The organism is Maribellus comscasis, assembly GCF_009762775.1.
Taxonomy (GTDB): domain Bacteria; phylum Bacteroidota; class Bacteroidia; order Bacteroidales; family Prolixibacteraceae; genus Draconibacterium; species Draconibacterium comscasis.
In genome coordinates, this window is the sequence record NZ_CP046401.1 from 5680907 (window position 1) to 5700161 (window position 19255).

General features: G+C 35.8%; 16 protein-coding genes. 1 reads left to right on the forward strand and 15 read right to left on the reverse strand.

The window, feature by feature from the left end; translation table 11 throughout:
- Nucleotides 1–9 precede the first annotated feature (9 nt).
- From GM418_RS23010 to GM418_RS23025, 4 genes are all read right to left on the reverse strand, one after another.
- Entirely contained in the window at nt 10–585 is a 576-nt protein-coding gene (locus GM418_RS23010; RefSeq protein WP_158869554.1) for a TetR/AcrR family transcriptional regulator, read from the reverse strand.
- A 192-nt stretch (nt 586–777) separates the two neighbouring features.
- Nucleotides 778–2469, reverse strand: coding sequence for an ABC1 kinase family protein (locus GM418_RS23015; protein WP_158869555.1), 1692 nt, complete (start codon nt 2467–2469; stop codon nt 778–780).
- A gap of 7 nt (nt 2470–2476) precedes the next feature.
- Nucleotides 2477–2770, reverse strand: a complete 294-nt coding sequence (locus GM418_RS23020; RefSeq protein ID WP_158869556.1) for a phasin family protein — start codon at nt 2768–2770, stop codon at nt 2477–2479.
- 205 nt (nt 2771–2975) lie between these two features.
- Entirely contained in the window at nt 2976–3569 is a 594-nt protein-coding gene (locus tag GM418_RS23025; protein ID WP_158869557.1) for a TetR/AcrR family transcriptional regulator, read from the reverse strand.
- Nucleotides 3570–3708: 139 nt separating this feature from the next.
- On the opposite strand from GM418_RS23025, the gene GM418_RS23030 reads away from it, so the two are divergent.
- Nucleotides 3709–4296: a TetR/AcrR family transcriptional regulator gene (locus GM418_RS23030; RefSeq protein WP_158869558.1), complete on the forward strand. Its 588-nt coding sequence runs from the start codon at nt 3709–3711 to the stop codon at nt 4294–4296.
- Nucleotides 4297–4401: 105 nt separating this feature from the next.
- On the opposite strand, the gene GM418_RS23035 is transcribed toward GM418_RS23030, so the two are convergent.
- The 11 genes from GM418_RS23035 to GM418_RS23085 form a co-directional block, all read right to left on the reverse strand.
- Nucleotides 4402–6852: a DUF5686 and carboxypeptidase-like regulatory domain-containing protein gene (locus GM418_RS23035; RefSeq protein WP_158869559.1), complete on the reverse strand. Its 2451-nt coding sequence runs from the start codon at nt 6850–6852 to the stop codon at nt 4402–4404.
- 19 nt (nt 6853–6871) lie between these two features.
- Nucleotides 6872–7453, reverse strand: a complete 582-nt coding sequence (locus GM418_RS23040; RefSeq protein WP_158869560.1) for a CDP-alcohol phosphatidyltransferase family protein — start codon at nt 7451–7453, stop codon at nt 6872–6874.
- 52 nt (nt 7454–7505) lie between these two features.
- Nucleotides 7506–8612, reverse strand: coding sequence for an SDR family oxidoreductase (locus GM418_RS23045; protein WP_158869561.1), 1107 nt, complete (start codon nt 8610–8612; stop codon nt 7506–7508).
- Nucleotides 8613–8657: 45 nt separating this feature from the next.
- The gene (locus GM418_RS23050; RefSeq protein WP_158869562.1) at nt 8658–9332 is read right to left on the reverse strand and encodes a diacylglycerol/polyprenol kinase family protein; all 675 of its coding nucleotides are present in this window, start codon (nt 9330–9332) and stop codon (nt 8658–8660) included.
- A gap of 11 nt (nt 9333–9343) precedes the next feature.
- Nucleotides 9344–10072 (reverse strand): phosphatidate cytidylyltransferase, encoded by a 729-nt coding sequence (locus tag GM418_RS23055; protein ID WP_158869563.1) that lies wholly within the window; start codon nt 10070–10072, stop codon nt 9344–9346.
- A gap of 4 nt (nt 10073–10076) precedes the next feature.
- On the reverse strand, nt 10077–10877 hold the full coding sequence (locus tag GM418_RS23060) for a sulfite exporter TauE/SafE family protein (RefSeq protein WP_158869564.1): 801 nt from the start codon (nt 10875–10877) through the stop codon (nt 10077–10079).
- Complete coding sequence (locus tag GM418_RS23065; protein ID WP_158869565.1) at nt 10870–11592, reverse strand: DUF6134 family protein; 723 nt, start codon at nt 11590–11592, stop codon at nt 10870–10872. The genes GM418_RS23060 and GM418_RS23065 overlap by 8 nt, the downstream gene beginning before the upstream one ends.
- Nucleotides 11582–11800 carry a winged helix-turn-helix domain-containing protein gene (locus GM418_RS23070; protein WP_158869566.1) on the reverse strand — a complete coding sequence of 73 codons (219 nt, stop codon included), beginning with the start codon at nt 11798–11800 and terminating at the stop codon, nt 11582–11584. Before GM418_RS23070 ends, GM418_RS23065 begins: the two co-directional genes overlap by 11 nt.
- Before the next feature lie 17 nt (nt 11801–11817).
- Nucleotides 11818–14013, reverse strand: a complete 2196-nt coding sequence (locus GM418_RS23075; protein WP_158869567.1) for a patatin-like phospholipase family protein — start codon at nt 14011–14013, stop codon at nt 11818–11820.
- Nucleotides 14014–14134: 121 nt separating this feature from the next.
- Nucleotides 14135–14737, reverse strand: a complete 603-nt coding sequence (locus GM418_RS23080; RefSeq protein ID WP_158869568.1) for a porin family protein — start codon at nt 14735–14737, stop codon at nt 14135–14137.
- 63 nt (nt 14738–14800) lie between these two features.
- Nucleotides 14801–19255, reverse strand: coding sequence for an efflux RND transporter permease subunit (locus tag GM418_RS23085; RefSeq protein ID WP_217447572.1), 4455 nt, complete (start codon nt 19253–19255; stop codon nt 14801–14803).

A 19255-nucleotide genomic window follows, 5' to 3' on the forward strand; every position in this document is an offset into this window, starting at 1 on the left:
GCAAAAAAATTATCGTTTTTCAATACCTCTTAAAAGAATGTTAATCATGAATTCAAGTTTTTCCTCAATTTCGAGATGTTTACTGACCATTATAGGTACTTCAAAACCCTTTAAGGCCCTGACAATTACAAAAGCAGTTTGAACTTCATCACTTTGCTCAAACTCACCATTTTTCATTCCTTGAACCAGAATCGATTTAACTAATGTAACTTCCTCGTTATCATATTTTTCTCTAATTCTTTCTACGAAACCTAAATAGTTTAAATATTCATTTTTAAGTGCCTCATACATATTTGATAACTCACCAAGAACTTTCATCCGGGTTGTAATGTAATTAGTTAGCTTCATTTTTCCCGTTTCACCTTCTTCAACAGCTCTTATCAATTCTCGTTGGAGTGTACTAAATTCTTTTTCAACAACGCTTTGAAATAACTCTTCTTTATTTCTGAAATAATAATACACAGAACCTTTAGCTTTATGTGCGGCTTTTGCGATTTCATCAACTGTCGTTTTTTGAAAACCAAACTTGCTGAAGATATGCATTGCTACCTTTATAATATGTTCTCTGGTATTCGTAATATCCATTTTAACTATTTGACCTTTTTCGTTCTTTAGTACAAAAATAAATATTTTAATCGATTATTGTTCCAATTCAATAAAATATTATCATGATTTAATATTAATTCACAAACTACAAAAGCGATGTCATTTTTTACAAAACACCTTGATATTTTTTTATTCCTGAATAAGAAGTACCCTTAAAAGCACATAAATAGATTATAATTTTCCATGACGAAAAATGGAAATTAGAAGCCAAAGTCCTATGATGGTTGCTGCAAGAAAGCCCAAAAGACCAACCAGTGAAATCCCATTCCAAACTGGTGGCACATTCGCTAGGATAACTAAAGAAGACCCTACTGTTATTGAAGCCAAAATGATTGCAATTGTGATGCGGTTACTGATTTGTTCATGTTTATCAATTAAAGGCTCCATTCCTTTATGTTCAATGTTAATTTTTAAAGACCCATTTTTTAATTTATCTATTATTTCTCTGATTTCGTAAGGCAAATCTTTTGCTAAAAGCAATAACTCCTCTGAAGAAACCATTAGGTCGTTAAAGTATTTTTGGCTTCGAAAACGTCTTTTTATTAATTTTTTAAAAAAAGGTTCAATTTGCTTTGACATATTAAAATCCGGATCAAGCATTTCACCATCACTTTGTAAAAGAAGTAGTGCTCTCCCTAAGGAATAAAGATCCGATGGAATTTTTAAATTATTTTGAGGGAAGAATTCCACTAAATCATTAAATAAATCCGGTAAATTAATATTTTCCAGTTTTTGATGAAAATAGAGATTTAATATTTCTGTAATCTGAAGTTCCAGCTTTTGCATTTTTATTTCCCCATTCGTCTCACATATCTTGAGTAAACTCCTGATGATTTTATCTGGATCGTTATTAATTGCACCTACAACCATGGAAGTAATCAATTCTCTTGTCTTACTGGTAAGTGTTCCCATCATTCCAAAATCCAGAAAGCATATTATGTTTCCAGGCAACACCAGAATATTTCCAGGGTGAGGATCAGCGTGAAAAAAACCAAAGTCAAATATTTGTTTTAATTCTGACTCTGCGCCTCTTTGGGCAATTGTTTTCCTGTCAAGTAACTCCTGTCCGTCAGCTTCAATATCCGAAATCCTAACGCCATTAATGTATTCCATTGTTAGTACTTTACTCGTACAATAATCCCTGTGACATTGGGGAACATATACTGTAGTATCATCTCTGAAATTGTTTGTAAATTGTTCTATATTTGAAGCTTCAATTAAAAAGTTTAGTTCTTTATGTATTGATCTATCAAACTCTTCTACAATATTGACCATGTTATATGATTTCATCTCAGGAATATGCTTTTCCACTCTTTTTGCAAAAAGGAACATGATTTCAATATCTGTATCAATAATACGTTTAATACCGGGCCTTTGAACTTTTACAGCGACTTCCTTCCCGTCCATTAAAGTCGCCTTATATACCTGTGCTATCGATGCAGCTGCCACTGGTAATGGGAGAAAATTTCTGAAAATTTCTGAAACTGGTTTCCCTAATTCTTTTTCGAGTAATGGAGCGGTTACCTCCCAAGAAAAAGAAGAAACAGAATCTTGCAATTTTTTTAATTCATTAACTAATTCAGGTGGAATTAAATCTCCTCTTGTACTCATTATCTGCCCAAACTTGATAAAGGCTGGGCCAAGTTCCTCTAAAACCATCCGTATTCTTTCCCACCTGGAAAGGCTGAGAATTGAATCACCAACTTTTTTAAAAGTCAATTTTCTCCCTAAAAACCCCAGAATATCAAAACCTGATGCTGATACAAGATCATAAAATCCATATTTGGTAAGGATTTTAATAATTTCGAAATAACGTTGGGTCTGCCGATGTGTCTTTCCAATGGCAACAATCCTTTGAATCATTACTAGTTTATTCAGGTGTCTCCCTCATTTTCCGTAATTCTTTGTAAATTTTATCCACATCCTTTTTAGTAGCAAGACCTAAACTGTCAATGTACTTTTTAATTCTTTCATCAATTTTTTTGTCAAGGTTTTGCTTTGCTTCTTCAGACTGTTTCAAAAGTTCATCGGCAAGTTTACGAGCTTCCTCTTCTGATAATTTTGCTTCTTCTGCCGTTTTTTTCACTAAATCCTGAATTTTGTCTTTGGTCAATAAACCAAATCCAATTCCCGTGAGAATTCCTTTTTTTAATAATTCAATCATAATTTCTATTTTTAAGTTTGAAAATTTCAGTGACAAAAGAGAATATACGACTCTGTAATTTTCTTTGTCCTCTAGTCAAATACAGCTTTACATTTAATAATTTCAAATAATTCTCTAAAACGGCAACTTCCTAATCAATATGTACAAATACTGATCTTATTTTTTAACAGAAGTATTATTAATTATTCTTGATGGTCTGAATTATTCAATTAATTACCAAAATCGTTTTTCTTTCAATTCCTTTTTGAAAAATTCGAATCATAAATTCAAGGTTTTTTTCTATTTGATTATTATCAGATAACATCAGAGGCATTTCCAATCCCTTCAACGTAGCAACAATATCAAGCGCAGATCTATTTATATCTTCATTTTCGAATTCGCCATTTTCTATTCCGTTTTTAAGGATCGTCTTAACAATCGAAATCTCTTTTTCATCATATTTTCTTCTAACTCTTTCAATTGATCTTAAATAATTTAAGTATTCATTTTTCAATGATTTTTCAATCCTAAATAAATCTTTAAAAACAAATACCCTGGTTGTTACATATTTTTCGATTTTTGATTTCCCAGTGACACCGGAATCTACAGCGTTTGTTAATTCCAGGTAAAGTTTTTCAAACTTTCTGTCAACAATAACCCGAAATAATTCCTCCTTACTTTCAAAGTAATGGTAAATAGCCCCTTTCGATTTGTCTGCAATTTCAGCTATTTCATCAATCGTTGTCTTCTTGTAACCGAACCTGTTAAATAAAGATATTGCTACTTCAATAATATGTTCTTTTGTATTTTTATTATACATATTTACAATATTTGACTAATATTGTTTTATATTCAAATCTAGAAATTATTTTTGTATATTACAAATAAGATTTTAATTAAATAAGTAAGATTTCACTTTACTTTAATACAAAATTTATTGTCTTGTTTTATTAAAAATCATGAATACCAAAGATTTTATTATTGATGAATCGTTCAAGTTATTTTTGACGCATAGTTATGAAGGAGTTTCAATTAACCATTTAAGCAATGCTATATGTATGACAAAAGGTACCTTGTATCACCATTTTAAAAGCAAGGAAGAACTGTTCAAATTAGTAGTAGATAAGTATCTTTATATTCCTACGTTTAATATAGATGCTAAGACAAATAGTTTATATAAATTTATACAACAAGGTAATATACAAGCTGAAAAAAAATTACTTTTCTATTTTAAAGACAATAAGGTATTTACACCACTAGATTATTTTTCTTTCCTTGCTGATATTTTCCGACATTATCCAGATTTCGCAAAAAAGAAGAAGAAATTCGTAAATGTAGAAATAGAAAAAATAACATTCATATTACATAAAGCTATTAAAATAAGAGAGATAAGAGAAGATATTAACGTCCCTCTGATTGCTACTAGTTTTTTTTCTATGAATATGGGACTTTTAAGTAATCCATTCAGTGAAAATTCTATAGAAGAATCAATACTTATATTGAGAGAACAGAATTTTGAATTTTATAAATTGCTGAAAAGATCATAAAGTTCTACAAAGATTCTGAGCGTAAAGTAATGCTAGTTATTTAATAACTGTCACTCAAATGACTTCATCCTTTAAATTTTTCATTTTATTACTCTTATGTCAAACTTAGAAACTCATCTCAGCCCTGAAGAATATTCCATTTTTATCGGCAAAACCACTTTTTTCGTAAGTTACTCCTAACTGACGGACATATTCCACGCGTAAAACCTTAAATATATTGGTCAGGCCAAATCCTATTTCAGCATAAGGTTTGCTCATTTCATTAGAATAATATCCCGGCAGGTCGAAAACAGGATGATATGAATCGTTTAACATACCATAATGACATTTAAACGATACCATTTCCCGTAATTTAAATCTTCGTATAACGGGCAAATGGTTCAAAACAATTCCTCCGCCAGTCCAGTCAAGGTGTAAATTTGTATAAAGGTTGTGGGCAAAAGTGGCAAAGTGCAGAAGATTATAGCCATACTTTGAGTATCCCAACGACATGGAACCTGTAGGAAGGTCGAGTAAATCATAGGGCGCATCTCCCAACAGATATCCGCCATTTACCATGTAACGCATATTTATCATTCCCATATTTAACATGCCCGATGCAGACGCATGAATCTGTGCGTAAATATCCAAATCATCAGACGCGCTGCCTGGCAGACCTGTTTTGCCAACATCAAGACTGAAATTAATTACAGGTAACTGGGTCAGATAATAAACACGGGCGAAGTAGTACTTATCGTAATGTTGTCCGAATGCAAACCTCGTATTGAAGAGAATTCCATAATTCGAGTAATTCTCATATCCTGTGTTATTGCGAAGAAAATGAACATCAGGAGTTTGGGTACTGTATAGCCAGTATGGTTCTATTTCCACACATACATCGTTTTTAGTATTAAACTCCAGGTTTAATTTTATGCTCTTTTCCCCTTTTAAACATGGATTTTCCTCCCTGGCTGTAAATATGGAAATGAAATTGGAATTGCCTCTTTCATTTGGATTCTTTTTAATAAAACGCAGATACTTATCCTGCGACACTAATGTATAATCATCAGAATAAGATCCTCTTAAAATAAATTTATCTGTTTCACCCGGTTGCCACGCAAAGTTTGCTCCATATTTAAACTCTCCACTTCGGGTTCCATAGCCAATAATACCTCCAATCGTAAAATGCTCAAACATTTTCTCTCCTGTACGCAATGGTACCGAAAATCGCTGACCTTCAATGGCATTGGTTGTGTAAATATCGAAAACGGGCCCAATTTGAAATTTCCCCAAATCAACATAACTGGTCAGTACCATTCCACCAATACCATCGACACTTCTTATAAATGAGTTTTCCTTTAATTTACTTACACGCAAATAGGTACCTTCGTCAAAACTGCTTTTTGAAGTAAATTCAGTACGGTTCTTCCAGGTGCGGGGCTTTACTTCGTCCAACTCTGTAGAAGTAGAAAATTTAGTGTTCTTTGTCACCAACCAGTTCCCTTTTGAAACCTCGTTTATTCTCTGCGAACCGTAGCGTGAAATGGTATCTTTATTCAGGGATAAGGAGAGATTCATGCTTATCTCCTGTTCATCATAAAACCACTCGTCTTTATCGTTACTTAAATAACTGACTTTTGCCCTGAACCCATTTACAAAATTTATGTTTGCTTCTTTTTGTAAATATGCATAAATATCAGTTAATGCAAAAGTACTGTCCTGTATAGTAAACCTTCCTGTAAACAAAGGATTGTACTTATTTTTAGGTGAAAACGAAAAACTGTAATATTTCTTCCCGTTTATGTTTGTACTGTCATTCAGGTAAAAATTGTATTGCGCCATTGCATTATTACTTAATGGCGAAACTATTCCCCTGTAAAGAATATTGATCTGATCCTTGTAAAAATCCAGGTCAACAACTGCATGTAAAAGGATCATACTCTCAATAGTCTGGTTCAGTTTTGGAAATATTCCGTCAACCCGCCTGTAAACTATGCTGTCGTCTTTGTTTTGGCAATTGCTTCCCTCTTCTGCAAGATATATCGGGCTAAAACGAATATTCATACTATCAACCTGAACCGTTACTTCTTCCATGTTCGGGATAAACCTGTTGATTCGCGAGGTTGAATCAATTGCCAGATATACAGCGGTTCGCTTGTAGGTTTTGTAAGCATCTACATTTTCAATGTTTTGCCGGTTCTCTTTTTTATGTTCCTGTATTTTCTGAAATAAAACTTTTGCCCTTGAAATTTCAGGCCTGACTGTTACCTCGCCCAATTGCAGGGTTTCTTCCGACAAGAATACAATAAGTGGATTTTCAGTAATATTTTTTGCCGGAATTTCTATTCGTTCGTAACCAACTGAAGAAACACACAGCGTATCTTTCGGTGACAACTTCAACAGAAACATTCCGTTCATATCTGACATTGTTCCCGTGGTTGTCCCCTTAATCCAGATATTTGCATAAGGAATTGCTTCCTGTGATTTTTTATCTTTTATGGTGCCCGTTAATGCCTGACCCATAGCCTCTACACCAAGTAAAGCAATAATGATGGTAAGAACTGTTTTGTATAACATGGCTTAATCTTCCCGTTCCCTACTTTTTTAGCAGCCAATAAAGTCCCTTTACCCCAATTCGTATGTCGTCCAATTTAAAAAGTATGATTATCTTTTCGATGTATGCTATTATTCCCCACGTGGCAACCACATATAACATCCAGGGATAAAAACCAAAAACGAACAATACAAAAAAGAATATGCTTTGAGCGTACCCGGCAGAAACGGCAGAATATAAATGTAATCCAGGAATTTTTCCGAAACGGGCAAAAGAAACTACATAGCTAAGAATAAATATTCCGAGAAAGAGGAATAAAATCCAGGAATGAGGTTCAATTTCAGCCCATTTAAAAACGAAAAGCCCCAAAATAGCCATGGCATACGTACATATATCCGCAAGGTTATCGAGCGCGGCGCCAAAGTTGGTTTGCAGCTTAAACAGCCGCGCAATGTTTCCGTCCAGCACATCGCTTACCAGGCTAATACATAACAGGATTACGAATCCACTCTCGCGCCCGGTAAGCGCCATAAAAAGAATTACCGGGAATACCAGAAGCCGGTACAAGCTGATAAAATTCGGGACATTTATGATGTTTTCTCCTTTTACTGTTATCTGTTTCATTGTTTTATGTTTAATATCTTAAAATTTATAACTTATTACTAACGCTCATCTTTCAGGCTGCTTCATGTTCCCGTTTCTTTTTCTTATCGGAAACAGTCTCAATAAAATACTCCATCATTTTAGCGACAGATTTATAATCGGGACCTGTTTCCGTATTTTTCAGGAACTTGTCTCTTTGCCGCGTATCAAATAACATATCGGTTGAAGCATAACTTTCGGTAAACGACATTCCTGCAGAAATCATTCTTTCAATAGGGTTCATTTCGCTTCGTTCCAGGTTTTTTACAGGGATAATTTGAATTGGTACCAACTGGTTCAGGGTATCAATAATGAAACTATTGGGAACTGGGTTTTTTGACACAAAATTCATTATCTCAGGAATCTCTTTCCCTTCCAGTACCTTGGTTAAATGTTCTGTTACTGTATCGATAGGGATTAAATTCTGGGTAGCATCCGGATCGACATGTACCCGTACTATTTCATTGGGATACCTGTTACCCAGACTCAAAATTCTTTTTGAAAAATCAAAAATCCCGTAATCGGTTTTGGTTACACCGGTTTTCTGGTTTCCAACTACCTGTGACAACCTGATTATATGGCCATTCAGACCATTTTCTCGAATATTTGTCCTGACAACATTTTCAGCAAATCGTTTCGACTGTTCGTAATAGTTGCGGAAAGCCGAAATGTCATCATTCCCATAAAATTTCTCTTTAAAAATACCTTCTGACTTACCGCAGGAATATGCTGTTCCGATATAAAAAAAACGAGAGCTTTTTGTTGCATATCTTGAAAAGACTTTGATTGAGTTTTCAACTCCTTCGATATTGGTCGAGAAAATTTCGTCCACCGACTTTTCATCGTATTTTAAACTGGCGGCAAAATGGAAATAATCGACATTGCCACTAAAAATGCTTTTTAGGATATTCCCATTCATGGCAAAGTGCTTGTCGAGCAAAGAATAATTGTAAACTTCGAGATTAGGAGTGTTTATTTCCTTTCCATCATTAATGAGTGCGAGTACTTCCCTCATTCTTTCTTCCGGGTCCTGGCCATTTCCACGAACCAGGGCAATAACCATGTAATGCTGTTTTAATAAATTGTTGATGAAATTTGAAGCAACGTATCCGTTTGCCCCGTTAATAATTACTGTTCTCATATTTCAATTTTTATATTTTGTTTTTCGTGTTTTTTCTAGTTGTGTTTAGAGGAATAATACCAAAACTGCTACCGCACTTAAGGGAATACTGAGATTATCTGATCCGCGCCAGCTTATCAATTCAGCGAAAGTGGTTACCACGGCAATCAGCATTGCCAGAAAGAATGTTTCAAAATCGAATACCCCGCGGTGAAAAAAAAGCGCTATAATACTGATTATAAAACTTGAAAGCAGGAATGCTTTCGACCCCAGCCATGTTTTATTTAATTTTTTCCCGAATATTTTTATTCTTCCATTGTAGGTTTTTATATTGATTCCGAGGATGGCTGCCATTGGATCTGAGATTGCCAGTATTAACATGGGAAGGATGTATATAAATTTATTATCTGTAATATTTGCTATCATAAATGTAATGTAGATGGACAATGGCAGCAGGTAACTTCCAATTGATTTCCGCTCCACCCCGTGAATTGATTTCAATTGTTTCCCTTTCTTTGTAATAAATAATACGGCGGCAAACAAAAGAGCAAGTACCAAAATATACCAGTGTGAAGGGAAAATATAAGGAAATGGCACTGTTGCCAGAACTGAAGAAAAATGCGCAAATTTTCGGGTTATCTCTCCTGTGGGATTAAGCCTGCGATAAACCAACTCGTTAAATATCAACAGCAATCCGATCCCAATCAAATAAACAAATGATAATACAAGCAAATTCTTCATTTTTATCTTTTTTAAGTTGCAATAAATTGAAAGTAAAATGCAGACCAGGCGCCACCTGCAATAAGGCTATCAAATCGGTCAAGGAAACCACCGTGCCCGGGAATAAGATTACTGTAATCTTTTACTTTGTATTTTCTTTTATAAAGCGATGCAAGCACATCCCCGGCGAATGCAAAAACTACCGTCCCGGTTGCAAAAACTAACAACTCGGTAATAGTGCCCGTGAAAAGGTTTTTTAATAAGAATGCGCTGATTAATGCAATAATAATTCCACCTGTCAGTCCTCCCAATGTTTTATTCGGACTTATCCCGGGCAGTATCTTTTTCCGGCCCCAAAGCTGGCCTGTAATTTGGCTGAAACTGTCGAAAATGGATATGACAAGAAAAGTATACAGGGTAAGTTCCATTTTCAACAGGCTAAAAAGCAAAAACCATAACGAAATGACGATAAAGGTTATAATTGAAGTAAGAAAAAAAGGAATATGCTTATTGTTGGAATTAAAGAAGAGCATGGTAAGTTCAACTGACCCGGCACAAATAATAAGTACCGTCAGAAAATGGAAAACAAATGGCTGAACAGTAATACTGAAAAATAAAATATTGATGATTATAAAATAAACAAAATATTTTGTGTAGCTCTTTTTTGCGAGTTCAGGAGCTTTCTTTCTATTGATCAGGTAAAAACCAATTCCTCCAAGAAGAAAATAAATTAGTATTATGATATAAATTGTTCTTATCATACGTTTAGTTTCCTTTAGCAATCATTAATATTCCTAAACCCAACATTATGGCAGCATACCAGTGCCGAACCTGGTTTTCAGATTTGTTTAATTGACTGGTATGTATCAGTTTAGGTCCCAGTAATGCCCCAATTGTTGAACCTGCAGTCAGAAAGCAAACCAGGGTCAGGTCGATTTTACCAATTAGCAAATGGGCTCCTGTAGCAAATATTGTATTCACCAGTACAATCAATAGCGATGTGCCAATAACCATCTTGAATGGTATTCCAATAGAAAGTAATCCGGCAAGAACCGGCGCAGTTCCACTGGTTCCAAATGTGCCTGTTATCAGCCCCGCAGCCAATCCGAAAGACGAACCTTTAAATGTTCGGAGATTTTTTAACGATGTTATTTTCTCTTTCTTTCCTTCTTCGCTGGTACCCTTTCCGGCACTATAAACTATATATAGTGCAATCAAAATTGAATAAATACCAAAAGCCGTTTTTAATGCCACGTTGCTAATTTTGCTGGTTATTTTTGCACCAATAAAAGCCCCGATAATTCCAGTTATTATAAAAAGTGTGGCCACCCGAAAATCGATATGATTTTTTCTGTAATGCCCCAGAGATCCCACAATGCAAATGGGCAGGGTAGCAGCGAGTGAAGTAGTTACTGCAGTTTGAGCAGGAACACCAATAATAAGAGTAAGTATGGGAATAAAGAAAAATCCGCCACCACCACCCGTCATCGTACCCAAAAATCCAATAACCAAGCCCAGAAGAGGTAATAAAAAATAAATGTTTTGTATCTCAGAAAATTCAATCATTAATATCGCTTGTTGTAATTCTTTTTAGTTCTATGGTTCCTGTTGCATGTTTCATTTGTGCGTACTGTAATATTCCTCCTTCATAGAAATAGCTGTTAAGCTCCTTTTCGTTTTCGTCTTTTATTGCATAAGTGTGCTCACTCACAGAATTTATCTGCTGCATTTCCGCGCTTCTCTCCTTGTATATATTTTTTATTCCTCTTGGTTCGTTGAAGTAAATCAGGCTGCCACTGTACGTAATGGAATCGTTTATGATTGTGGTATCGCCATTAGCAACACGCAGATAGGAGTTATTTATACGTTTGAGCCAAATAGTCGAATTTATCCTCCCGTTTTTATAGGTTTCGACTTGGGAACTTTGTAATATCCCTTGATTGTAGACGGTGTGCTGAACATATTTGATATGGTATGAAAAAAGAAGATTTACTTTCACATCGGTTACCGCTTCAACACTCAAATTCCCACTCTCGCCTGTTTGTCTGACTGAAAACTCACCAATATATGCACCCAATAGGTGCATAGTATATCTACTTGTTAAATCATTCGGTTTGGCAGAAACGGGTGTAAAAAGAAGAATGCCAAGTATTAGGCATAAAAAAAGGCTTAAACCATTGTTCTCGTGCTTATTAGGTTTTATTCTTCCTGAACAACGATACCAAAGTAATTCAATATTAGTCAAATGGCTTTTCTCTATTGTATTTAAATTAATCTCCATCGATGTCCTTAATTACCATTATTTTACTAACCTTCTGATCACCTAGAAAATAGATCTTGTCTTCACGGGCAAGCCAACCCAGTGCCAATAGCACATCCTGTCGTTGCATCAACAATCTTTTCTCGATCTCGAAAACAGAACTAATCTGGCTTTTATCCAGAAATTGCCAGATTTTTAAGGCATTTTTTTCTATTTGTGATTTAATCATATCCAATGTATTAGTTCTTAATACCAAAGTCCGAGATTAGCAGAGAATGTGGGTTTATCATACCTTCCAGCATAACCTATTCCTATTTCAACAGGTCCTAACCTGGAATCCACTGAATACCTTACCCCGCCACCATTAGTGATAAGAAAGTTATTTAGCTCATTATAATTATTGCCCTGTGCCATTAAATTATATACCAATGAAACGCACTGATTTTTAGCCACATGAAAACGTATTCCTGCCAACCCGATATTGGTGTACCTGTCGGCAAGTATTACGGGGGGAAGCCCAATAAAGGGTAAATGATAATTAAAATATTGTGAATAAGGCTCTCCTCCTACAAAAGTTGTTTTTATAAGCGGATAGGCATTATCGAACATCGAGCGGCTGTAAATATCAAATAAAAATGTAGTATTGGAAGATAGTGGGACGACATTTTTCATTTTAAAAAGCAGGGCAGAACTTAAGCTGGTATTTCCTGACAAATCAGAGTATACTGAAAACTCTGCATCCAGGCGAGTGCCTTTTTGGGGAAAATAAAAATTGTCCATATTATCGAAAACAACGTATGTATAGGCATTGGAAAGAAACTGGTTGGTTTTTGAGGACAGGATGAATGAATTAGTGTTTTTGGTAAAAACATCGCCGTTAAAATATTCTTCCTGTATGCCTATACCCAGAATTAGACGGTTGAAATAGGTTTTATATAAATAAATATCTAGTGCTGAATAAAATACATCTGCACTTGACAGTTTATCCCCTTCATTATATATTTTATATTTCTGGTATTTCCCCTTTAATTCAATACCTAAAGTTGGCAAATTCCTTTTAGTAGTTTCTGCAACAAGATTAACACCTGGATTTGCCGACAGCTCAGTACTTGCAGATAAAAAACCTATGGTTTTTTCATAATCTTTTCTGTTAATATTGAATAACACAGCTGCTGCATCATTTGTGTTTACTTTAAATCCTATACTTTGGGAATAAATCTTTCTTGGGACAATATTCAAATTAAGTGTTTTCCCTGTTTCATTATTTGTGAGATAATAATAGACGAGATCAAACTCTCCATATCCGTATAGCCTGTCAATTGCACTTTTTAACTCCTGATTTGAATAATACCCTGGTAATTGCAGATTGAGTTTGTTTTTAAAAAAGGTTTTATCCAGATTTTTTCGTTCAGTAAATCCTATTTCGGTAATTTTCCATTTTTCTGTTGTAGTATATTCGCGGGAATATATTCTTGGTTCCAAATGGTTCTCTTTTTTCAGTTTTTGAATGGTGTCCCTTAATAAAAGGGTAGCTTTTTCTCCCCTTAGAACCAATGTATCTGCTGCTTCTTTCGAAAAACTTCCGACCGAATAACCGGTAATATCAGGATGGATAAGAATGTCGCAATAACTGTTGTTTAATGAATCTTTTCCCTGTCCCAGAAAATTTATCATCTGACCGAAGATACCATCAATTGACTTTAATTTTTCACGGGGATATAGATCCCCCCTTATATCTACGCCAATAATAATGTCTGCTCCCATTTTTTTTGCGACATCGGTTGGGAAGTTGTTTACCAATCCCCCATCAACAAGAAGAAGGTTCTCTCTATTTACTGGATGAAAAACTCCGGGAATTGCCATGCTCGAAAACAAGGCAGTAGGGAAAAACCCGTCTTTTATAATCACTTCTTCCCCAGTCTCCAAATTGGCCGCAATGCAGGCAAATGAAATCGGGAGTTGACTAAAATCAGCATCAACTGGGACATTCCCGGCTAAGCCGCAAAAGATATTTAAAATATTCTGGCCTTTTATTATCCCCTGGGGAAGAGTAATGGTTTTGAAATCGGAAAATGTAGAAGAGAGTAAATATCTTTGTTTTAAAAGCTGATCATTTTTTGAGAGATCATTTCGTGGCACATTATCGGAAAGGACTTTTTCCCAGTTCTGGCTTTTTACAATATATTCAATTTCCTCGGCAGTATAACCCAGAGAGTAAAATCCGCCAATCAGGCTTCCCATACTGGTACCAACTATAATGTCGATTGGAATCCCTTCCTGTTCCAAAACTTTTAAAACGCCAATATGGGCAAAACCTTTTGCTCCTCCACCACTTAAAACCACGGCAACTTTGGGTTGTTTATTGATGCTAAAATCAGTTTGCGCTATAGAACTTATTGACTGTAACAGTAGTAAGCATATAATCAAGGGAAAGTATTGCATACTTAAATAGAATTCAATTTACTTAGTTTTCTAATACTGGTTTTTCCTAATCAACTATAAATGAGTATTTAAGTTTATAGGTAGTGTTTTTTACAAGGATTAATTCTTTACTATATAATCCCTAAAAGAACAAACCGGCATTAACGCACAATGCCTTGTTCCTAAGATCATCTTCATTGTCAATAATCTTCGATAATCCCATATCATAACTAATAGAAAATAGTAATTCACTATTTTTTAAAAGCTTACTATAACCTAGTTCAAAAGCCAATCCAAAATCAATATCTTTTGTGTCGTCAATTTCAGTAGAAATACCATCAATTTTCTGGTTGGCGTCTAACAATAAACCGGCATAAGGTCCTGCTGCTGCAAACAACCGATTATTAAATACGGGGATTGAATACTCCGCTTTAACAGGAAGCATCAGGTAACTATATTTATCCTTTTGCTTCTGAGGTTCCCCATCTTTTAAAACATCGAAAGACCTGCCTTTTGATGTATAGAGAAAATTTGTCTTTATGGCAAAAGTTTCATTAAAGGATTTTCTGGTAGTTATTCCTGCATTAAAACTGGTATACAGGTCATCATTGTCATAGATATTGCCAAAATCAGATTGGGTTGCCCCACCAATTCCAGCAGTTACGCCAAATTGGATTTGTCCGTAGGCCATACTTACTGCCATCAAAAAATATATGGCCATGATTAATTTTTTTATTGCTTTCATATAGCGTAATTTATATTTGGATAATGAATTTATTTTTATTCTAATTTTTATCATTCAAACACATTATCGTCCTGTGATCTTCATATAATTTACCTTAGCAATCTTATATTGCGTCAGTGTTTCAATATACATATCGTTTGACTGCTGCAACTGTGCCTGTGCATCAAGTAAATCAGAGATATTAACCACACCTGCGGAATAACTATCCTGTGTTACTCTTAGGTTTTCTTTTGCCTGGTGAATTGATTCTTCAGCCAGATGAATCTGCTCAAAAGCTTCGTTAAGGGAATTACGGCCTTGTTGCATCTGAAGCAGTAGTTTTTCAGTATTGTCTTTGACCATATTCCTATTTTGCTCTTCTTTTATCCGGCGTTCTTTCATTTTATGATTCGCTTCCCACCACCCGGAAATCGGAATTTTCACTGTTCCAAAGGCCATTCCTAACGCTGAGCCGTCATCATCCATAATATCGAGGTATAATGCCCCTGCACCAACTGCTACCTGCGGCATATACTCACCTTTTTGCATTTTTGTCATGTACTTTTCTGCTTCGGTACTTTTCTGTAGCAGTCTAAATTCTTCTCTGTTATATAAAGCTTCCTGATGGTCGGTATAAATGAGTTCCAATGGTTCGATTAATCCTACGCTGTCAATAAAGCTTATATTTTTATCATATTCTATACCGATATACTGGCAGAATGCCATTTTAGCGAGTTCTATTCCATTTCCCAACTTCAGATGATTCATTTTGAGCTCGTTCTGTTTGAGTTCAACTTTTAGTAAATCATTTTGTGTAATTAACCCAGCCTCTAAAGCATCGTTCACTTCTTCATGTAAAGTGTCAACCAATAGTATATATTCTTCGAGGGTTTTCTTTTTTTCACCAAGCGAAACAATTTGCCAGTATCTTCTTTCAGTTTCCAGGGCAATCTCTTTTTCAGTTGATTTTAATTGCAATTCACTAACTTCAATGCCCAGGCTAGCTGACTTGTTCCCTGTTGAAATTCGTTGCCCGGCATAAACAGGCTGAGTAGCTGTAGCCATTCCTATTGCTCCTTCTTCGATAAGTGGAATTGAAGCTCCGGGGAAATAAGCAAATTGTGTTGCCGTTGGCAGATTAGCCGGATTTCCATCATATACGGGAAGATTTCCACCGGCCATTTCCATATTTATTAATGGATCGGAAAACTTATATGCAAACGCAGTTGCATCAACCTGTGGAAAATATTTGGTGTATGCAGCCTTTTTTACCTCTTTTGAAGATTCTACATCCAGCACCTTGTTTTTAATCTGGGCATTATTTTGTAATGCCAGCGTTTTACATTGCTCCAGCGTATAATTATGTTGATTTTGAGCAGAAAGTACCGGTGCCAGGCCAAATAATAGGACAAGTGTTAATAATGCCGGTTTTATTTTAGAATTATTTAAAAGCTCAGCTATTGTGATTTTCTTCTTGTTTTTATCCACTTTCCTGAAAATCAACCAATAGGACACAGGAAGTATCATTACAATAAATACCATAGAAGTTAATGTACCGAAAAAGATAACTGTCCCCATCGGAGACCAAAGGACACTTTTGCCAAGAATCATCGGGACAACTCCCATTGAGGCAGCAGCAGAAGTAAGAAAAATAGGGCGCATCCTTCTTTTGCCTGCTTCAAATGCAGCTTCAAGTATCGTTTTATTCTCTTTATATCGTAGCTCTTCGGCATAATCAAGCATAATTATGCCGTTACGTACAATGATTCCTATTAAGCTTACAATACCGAGTATGGATGTTACACCAAATTCATGGCCAAAAATCAACATGCCTAAAACAGCCCCAACAATGCTCAACGATGCGGAACCAAGTACCAAAAGCGCCAGGTTAATTTTTTTGAAATGAAAAACCAGTATCAGAAAAATGATAAATACTGCCATAAATAATCCACCAAGAACTTGCGGCAAGATTTCGGTATCTCTTTCATCCGACCCCCCATATTCGATACTCACACCAGATGGGAATGATTGGTTATAAACTATCTCTTTGACTTCCCTCGTGGCTTTATTTATGTTGTAACCGCGAACAACATCTGATTGTACTGTTATTGTACGTACACCATTTCTCCGGACAATTTGCCCTTGTGTCCAGTCGGGCTTAACTTCAGCAATTTGACGTAACGGAACTGAAACTCCCGGAATTATTGAATGAATGTATTCGTTTTCAATATCATCAATCTGTGGGTCACGTTCGCGTTCCGATTTCAGTTTTACAGGAATGGAGTAGTCGCCTTCCCACAAAGTAGTCAATGGCAGTCCGTTAAAACGCAGGGCCAGGTTGGTGGCAACTGTGGTTTTTGTTATTCCCAAACGGTTGGCTTCAATTTCATTTATATCTACCTGAGTTCCTGGTAACATTTCCCCGAAATCGGTATGTACCCATGTTAATCCTTCAATTTCCCTCATTTTGGCAGCCAACGAATCTGCTGAGGATTTCAAATCATCCAAATTAGTCCCGGTAAGTCGTACCTGAATCGGATTTGAAGCTTGTTCATAATCCAATTGTTTAAACCGCACATAAGCATTGGGGAAAAAATTCGCATATTTAGTGGAGTAGTCATCCAGTAAGGCTTCTGTTTCTTTATCCGAGTGTGTATTGACTATAAACTGAGCATAATTCTTAGCTGGCAATTTCGAGGCATAGGTAGCATGAAAACGTGGAGAACTGGTTCCGTTAAATGCTGTAACTGATACCACGCGCTCATCTTTTTGAAGTATTCGTTCAAGACTATCGGTTACAAACACGGTTTCTTCAAGTGTACTCCCCTGTGGCAGGTAAATTTCAACGGCAAATTGGTTACGTTCTGCAATTGGTAGTAACCGTACTGGAAGCGTTACAAACAACGCAATGCCGACCAACACAGAAATAATCCCAATCCCAATTGTTATTTTAGGATGTTTGAATGCCCTTCCTAACCATTTTTCATACGACTTCTGAACGACATCCAGAAAGTTATGCCTGTCTTTTTTGTTTGTTCCTTCCAAGCCTTTTCTGATAAAAAAGTATTGAGTGAATGGGATAATCAACATTGCCACCAATAATGATATGGTTAAGGTAATTGTAACAGTCCATGGAAATAATTGTACGAAATCATGAAATAGCCCCTTCAACGTAAACAGAAACGGGAAAAAAGTGATACTGATAGCCAAAGTAGCTGAAAAAATGGCTTTAAAAAATCCTTCAGCACTGCTGATTGCTGCATTCCAGCGCGACATCCCCTGGTCGAGTTTAACCATGTAGCTGTCAATAATTACAATAGAGTTGTCCACAATAATTCCCAGCATAACTATTAATGCTGCAAGGGTTACAACATTCAACTCCATTCCAAAAAGAAACATGAGGCCTAATGTGATAAATATGGTGATAGGAATAGAAGTTGCAGCAACTGCGGCAATACGAAATGGCATCAGTATCATGGTTACCAGTATCACAGCGATGATGGCAAACATCATTTCCTTCAAAAAAGTGGTAATAGAATGGCCTACTACCTGCGATTGATTGGCAATACGTTCAATACTGACATCCTCCGGTAATTCCGATTGAAATTGTTCCAATACTCCATCTACTTCTTTACCATACTTCACAATATTGTCTCCGGGCTGCATCTCCAAAGAAATCAATAAACATGTATTCCCGTTATTCATAATATAACTGTCAGGTTTAGGATACTCCCGAACAATTCGGGCAACATCCTTAAGCCGTATTATATTCCCGGTAGGGTCGGCGTAGATTATCTGTTCGGCAATATCCTGTTCGTTATCGAATGAAGGTGCAATATGGATTGGTGCATTGTACTCATCGTTTTCGACTGTACCACTCATTGTGGTAAATCCCTGGGTAAACAAACTTCCTAAAAGGGTCGCGGAGCTAATTCCGTAATTTGTCAGCTTTTCTTTATCGAGATAAATTGTAATTTGTTCATTATGTAACCCATAATGGCGCAGTTTTGATACTGATTCAATCCTTCTTAGGCGACTTTCCAGTTCATTCATGTAATTTTCCAGTTCCCTGTACGATTTATGGTCGGATGATTCGATTGTAATAAGCAATGCTGAAGTATCGCCAAAGTCATTGTTCGAGAGCAAAGCCAATACACCGGAAGGTAGTTCTGTTTTAAATTTCCCCAGGCCATCATTTAGTTTTGCCCAAAAATCATCCGAGTTTTTTATATCATCATTTAGTGTTACATAAATGATCATCATACCGTCCTTCGACTCCGAATAAGTTTTTGTTTTATCAATTTCTTCATAGCTGAACAAGTATCTTTCAACTTTTGTGGTCAATTGTTGCTCAACTTCTTCGGAACTGGCACCAGGATAAACTCCAATTACTAGTCCCTGACGAATGGTAAATGTTGGAAACTCCTGTTTGGGCATTACAAATAATGCATATACGCCTAATATTGCCAAAAGTGATGCAATTAAAAGTACTATCTGCCTGTGGCGCATGGCAGATTCTACAATTCCAATCCTTTTCAT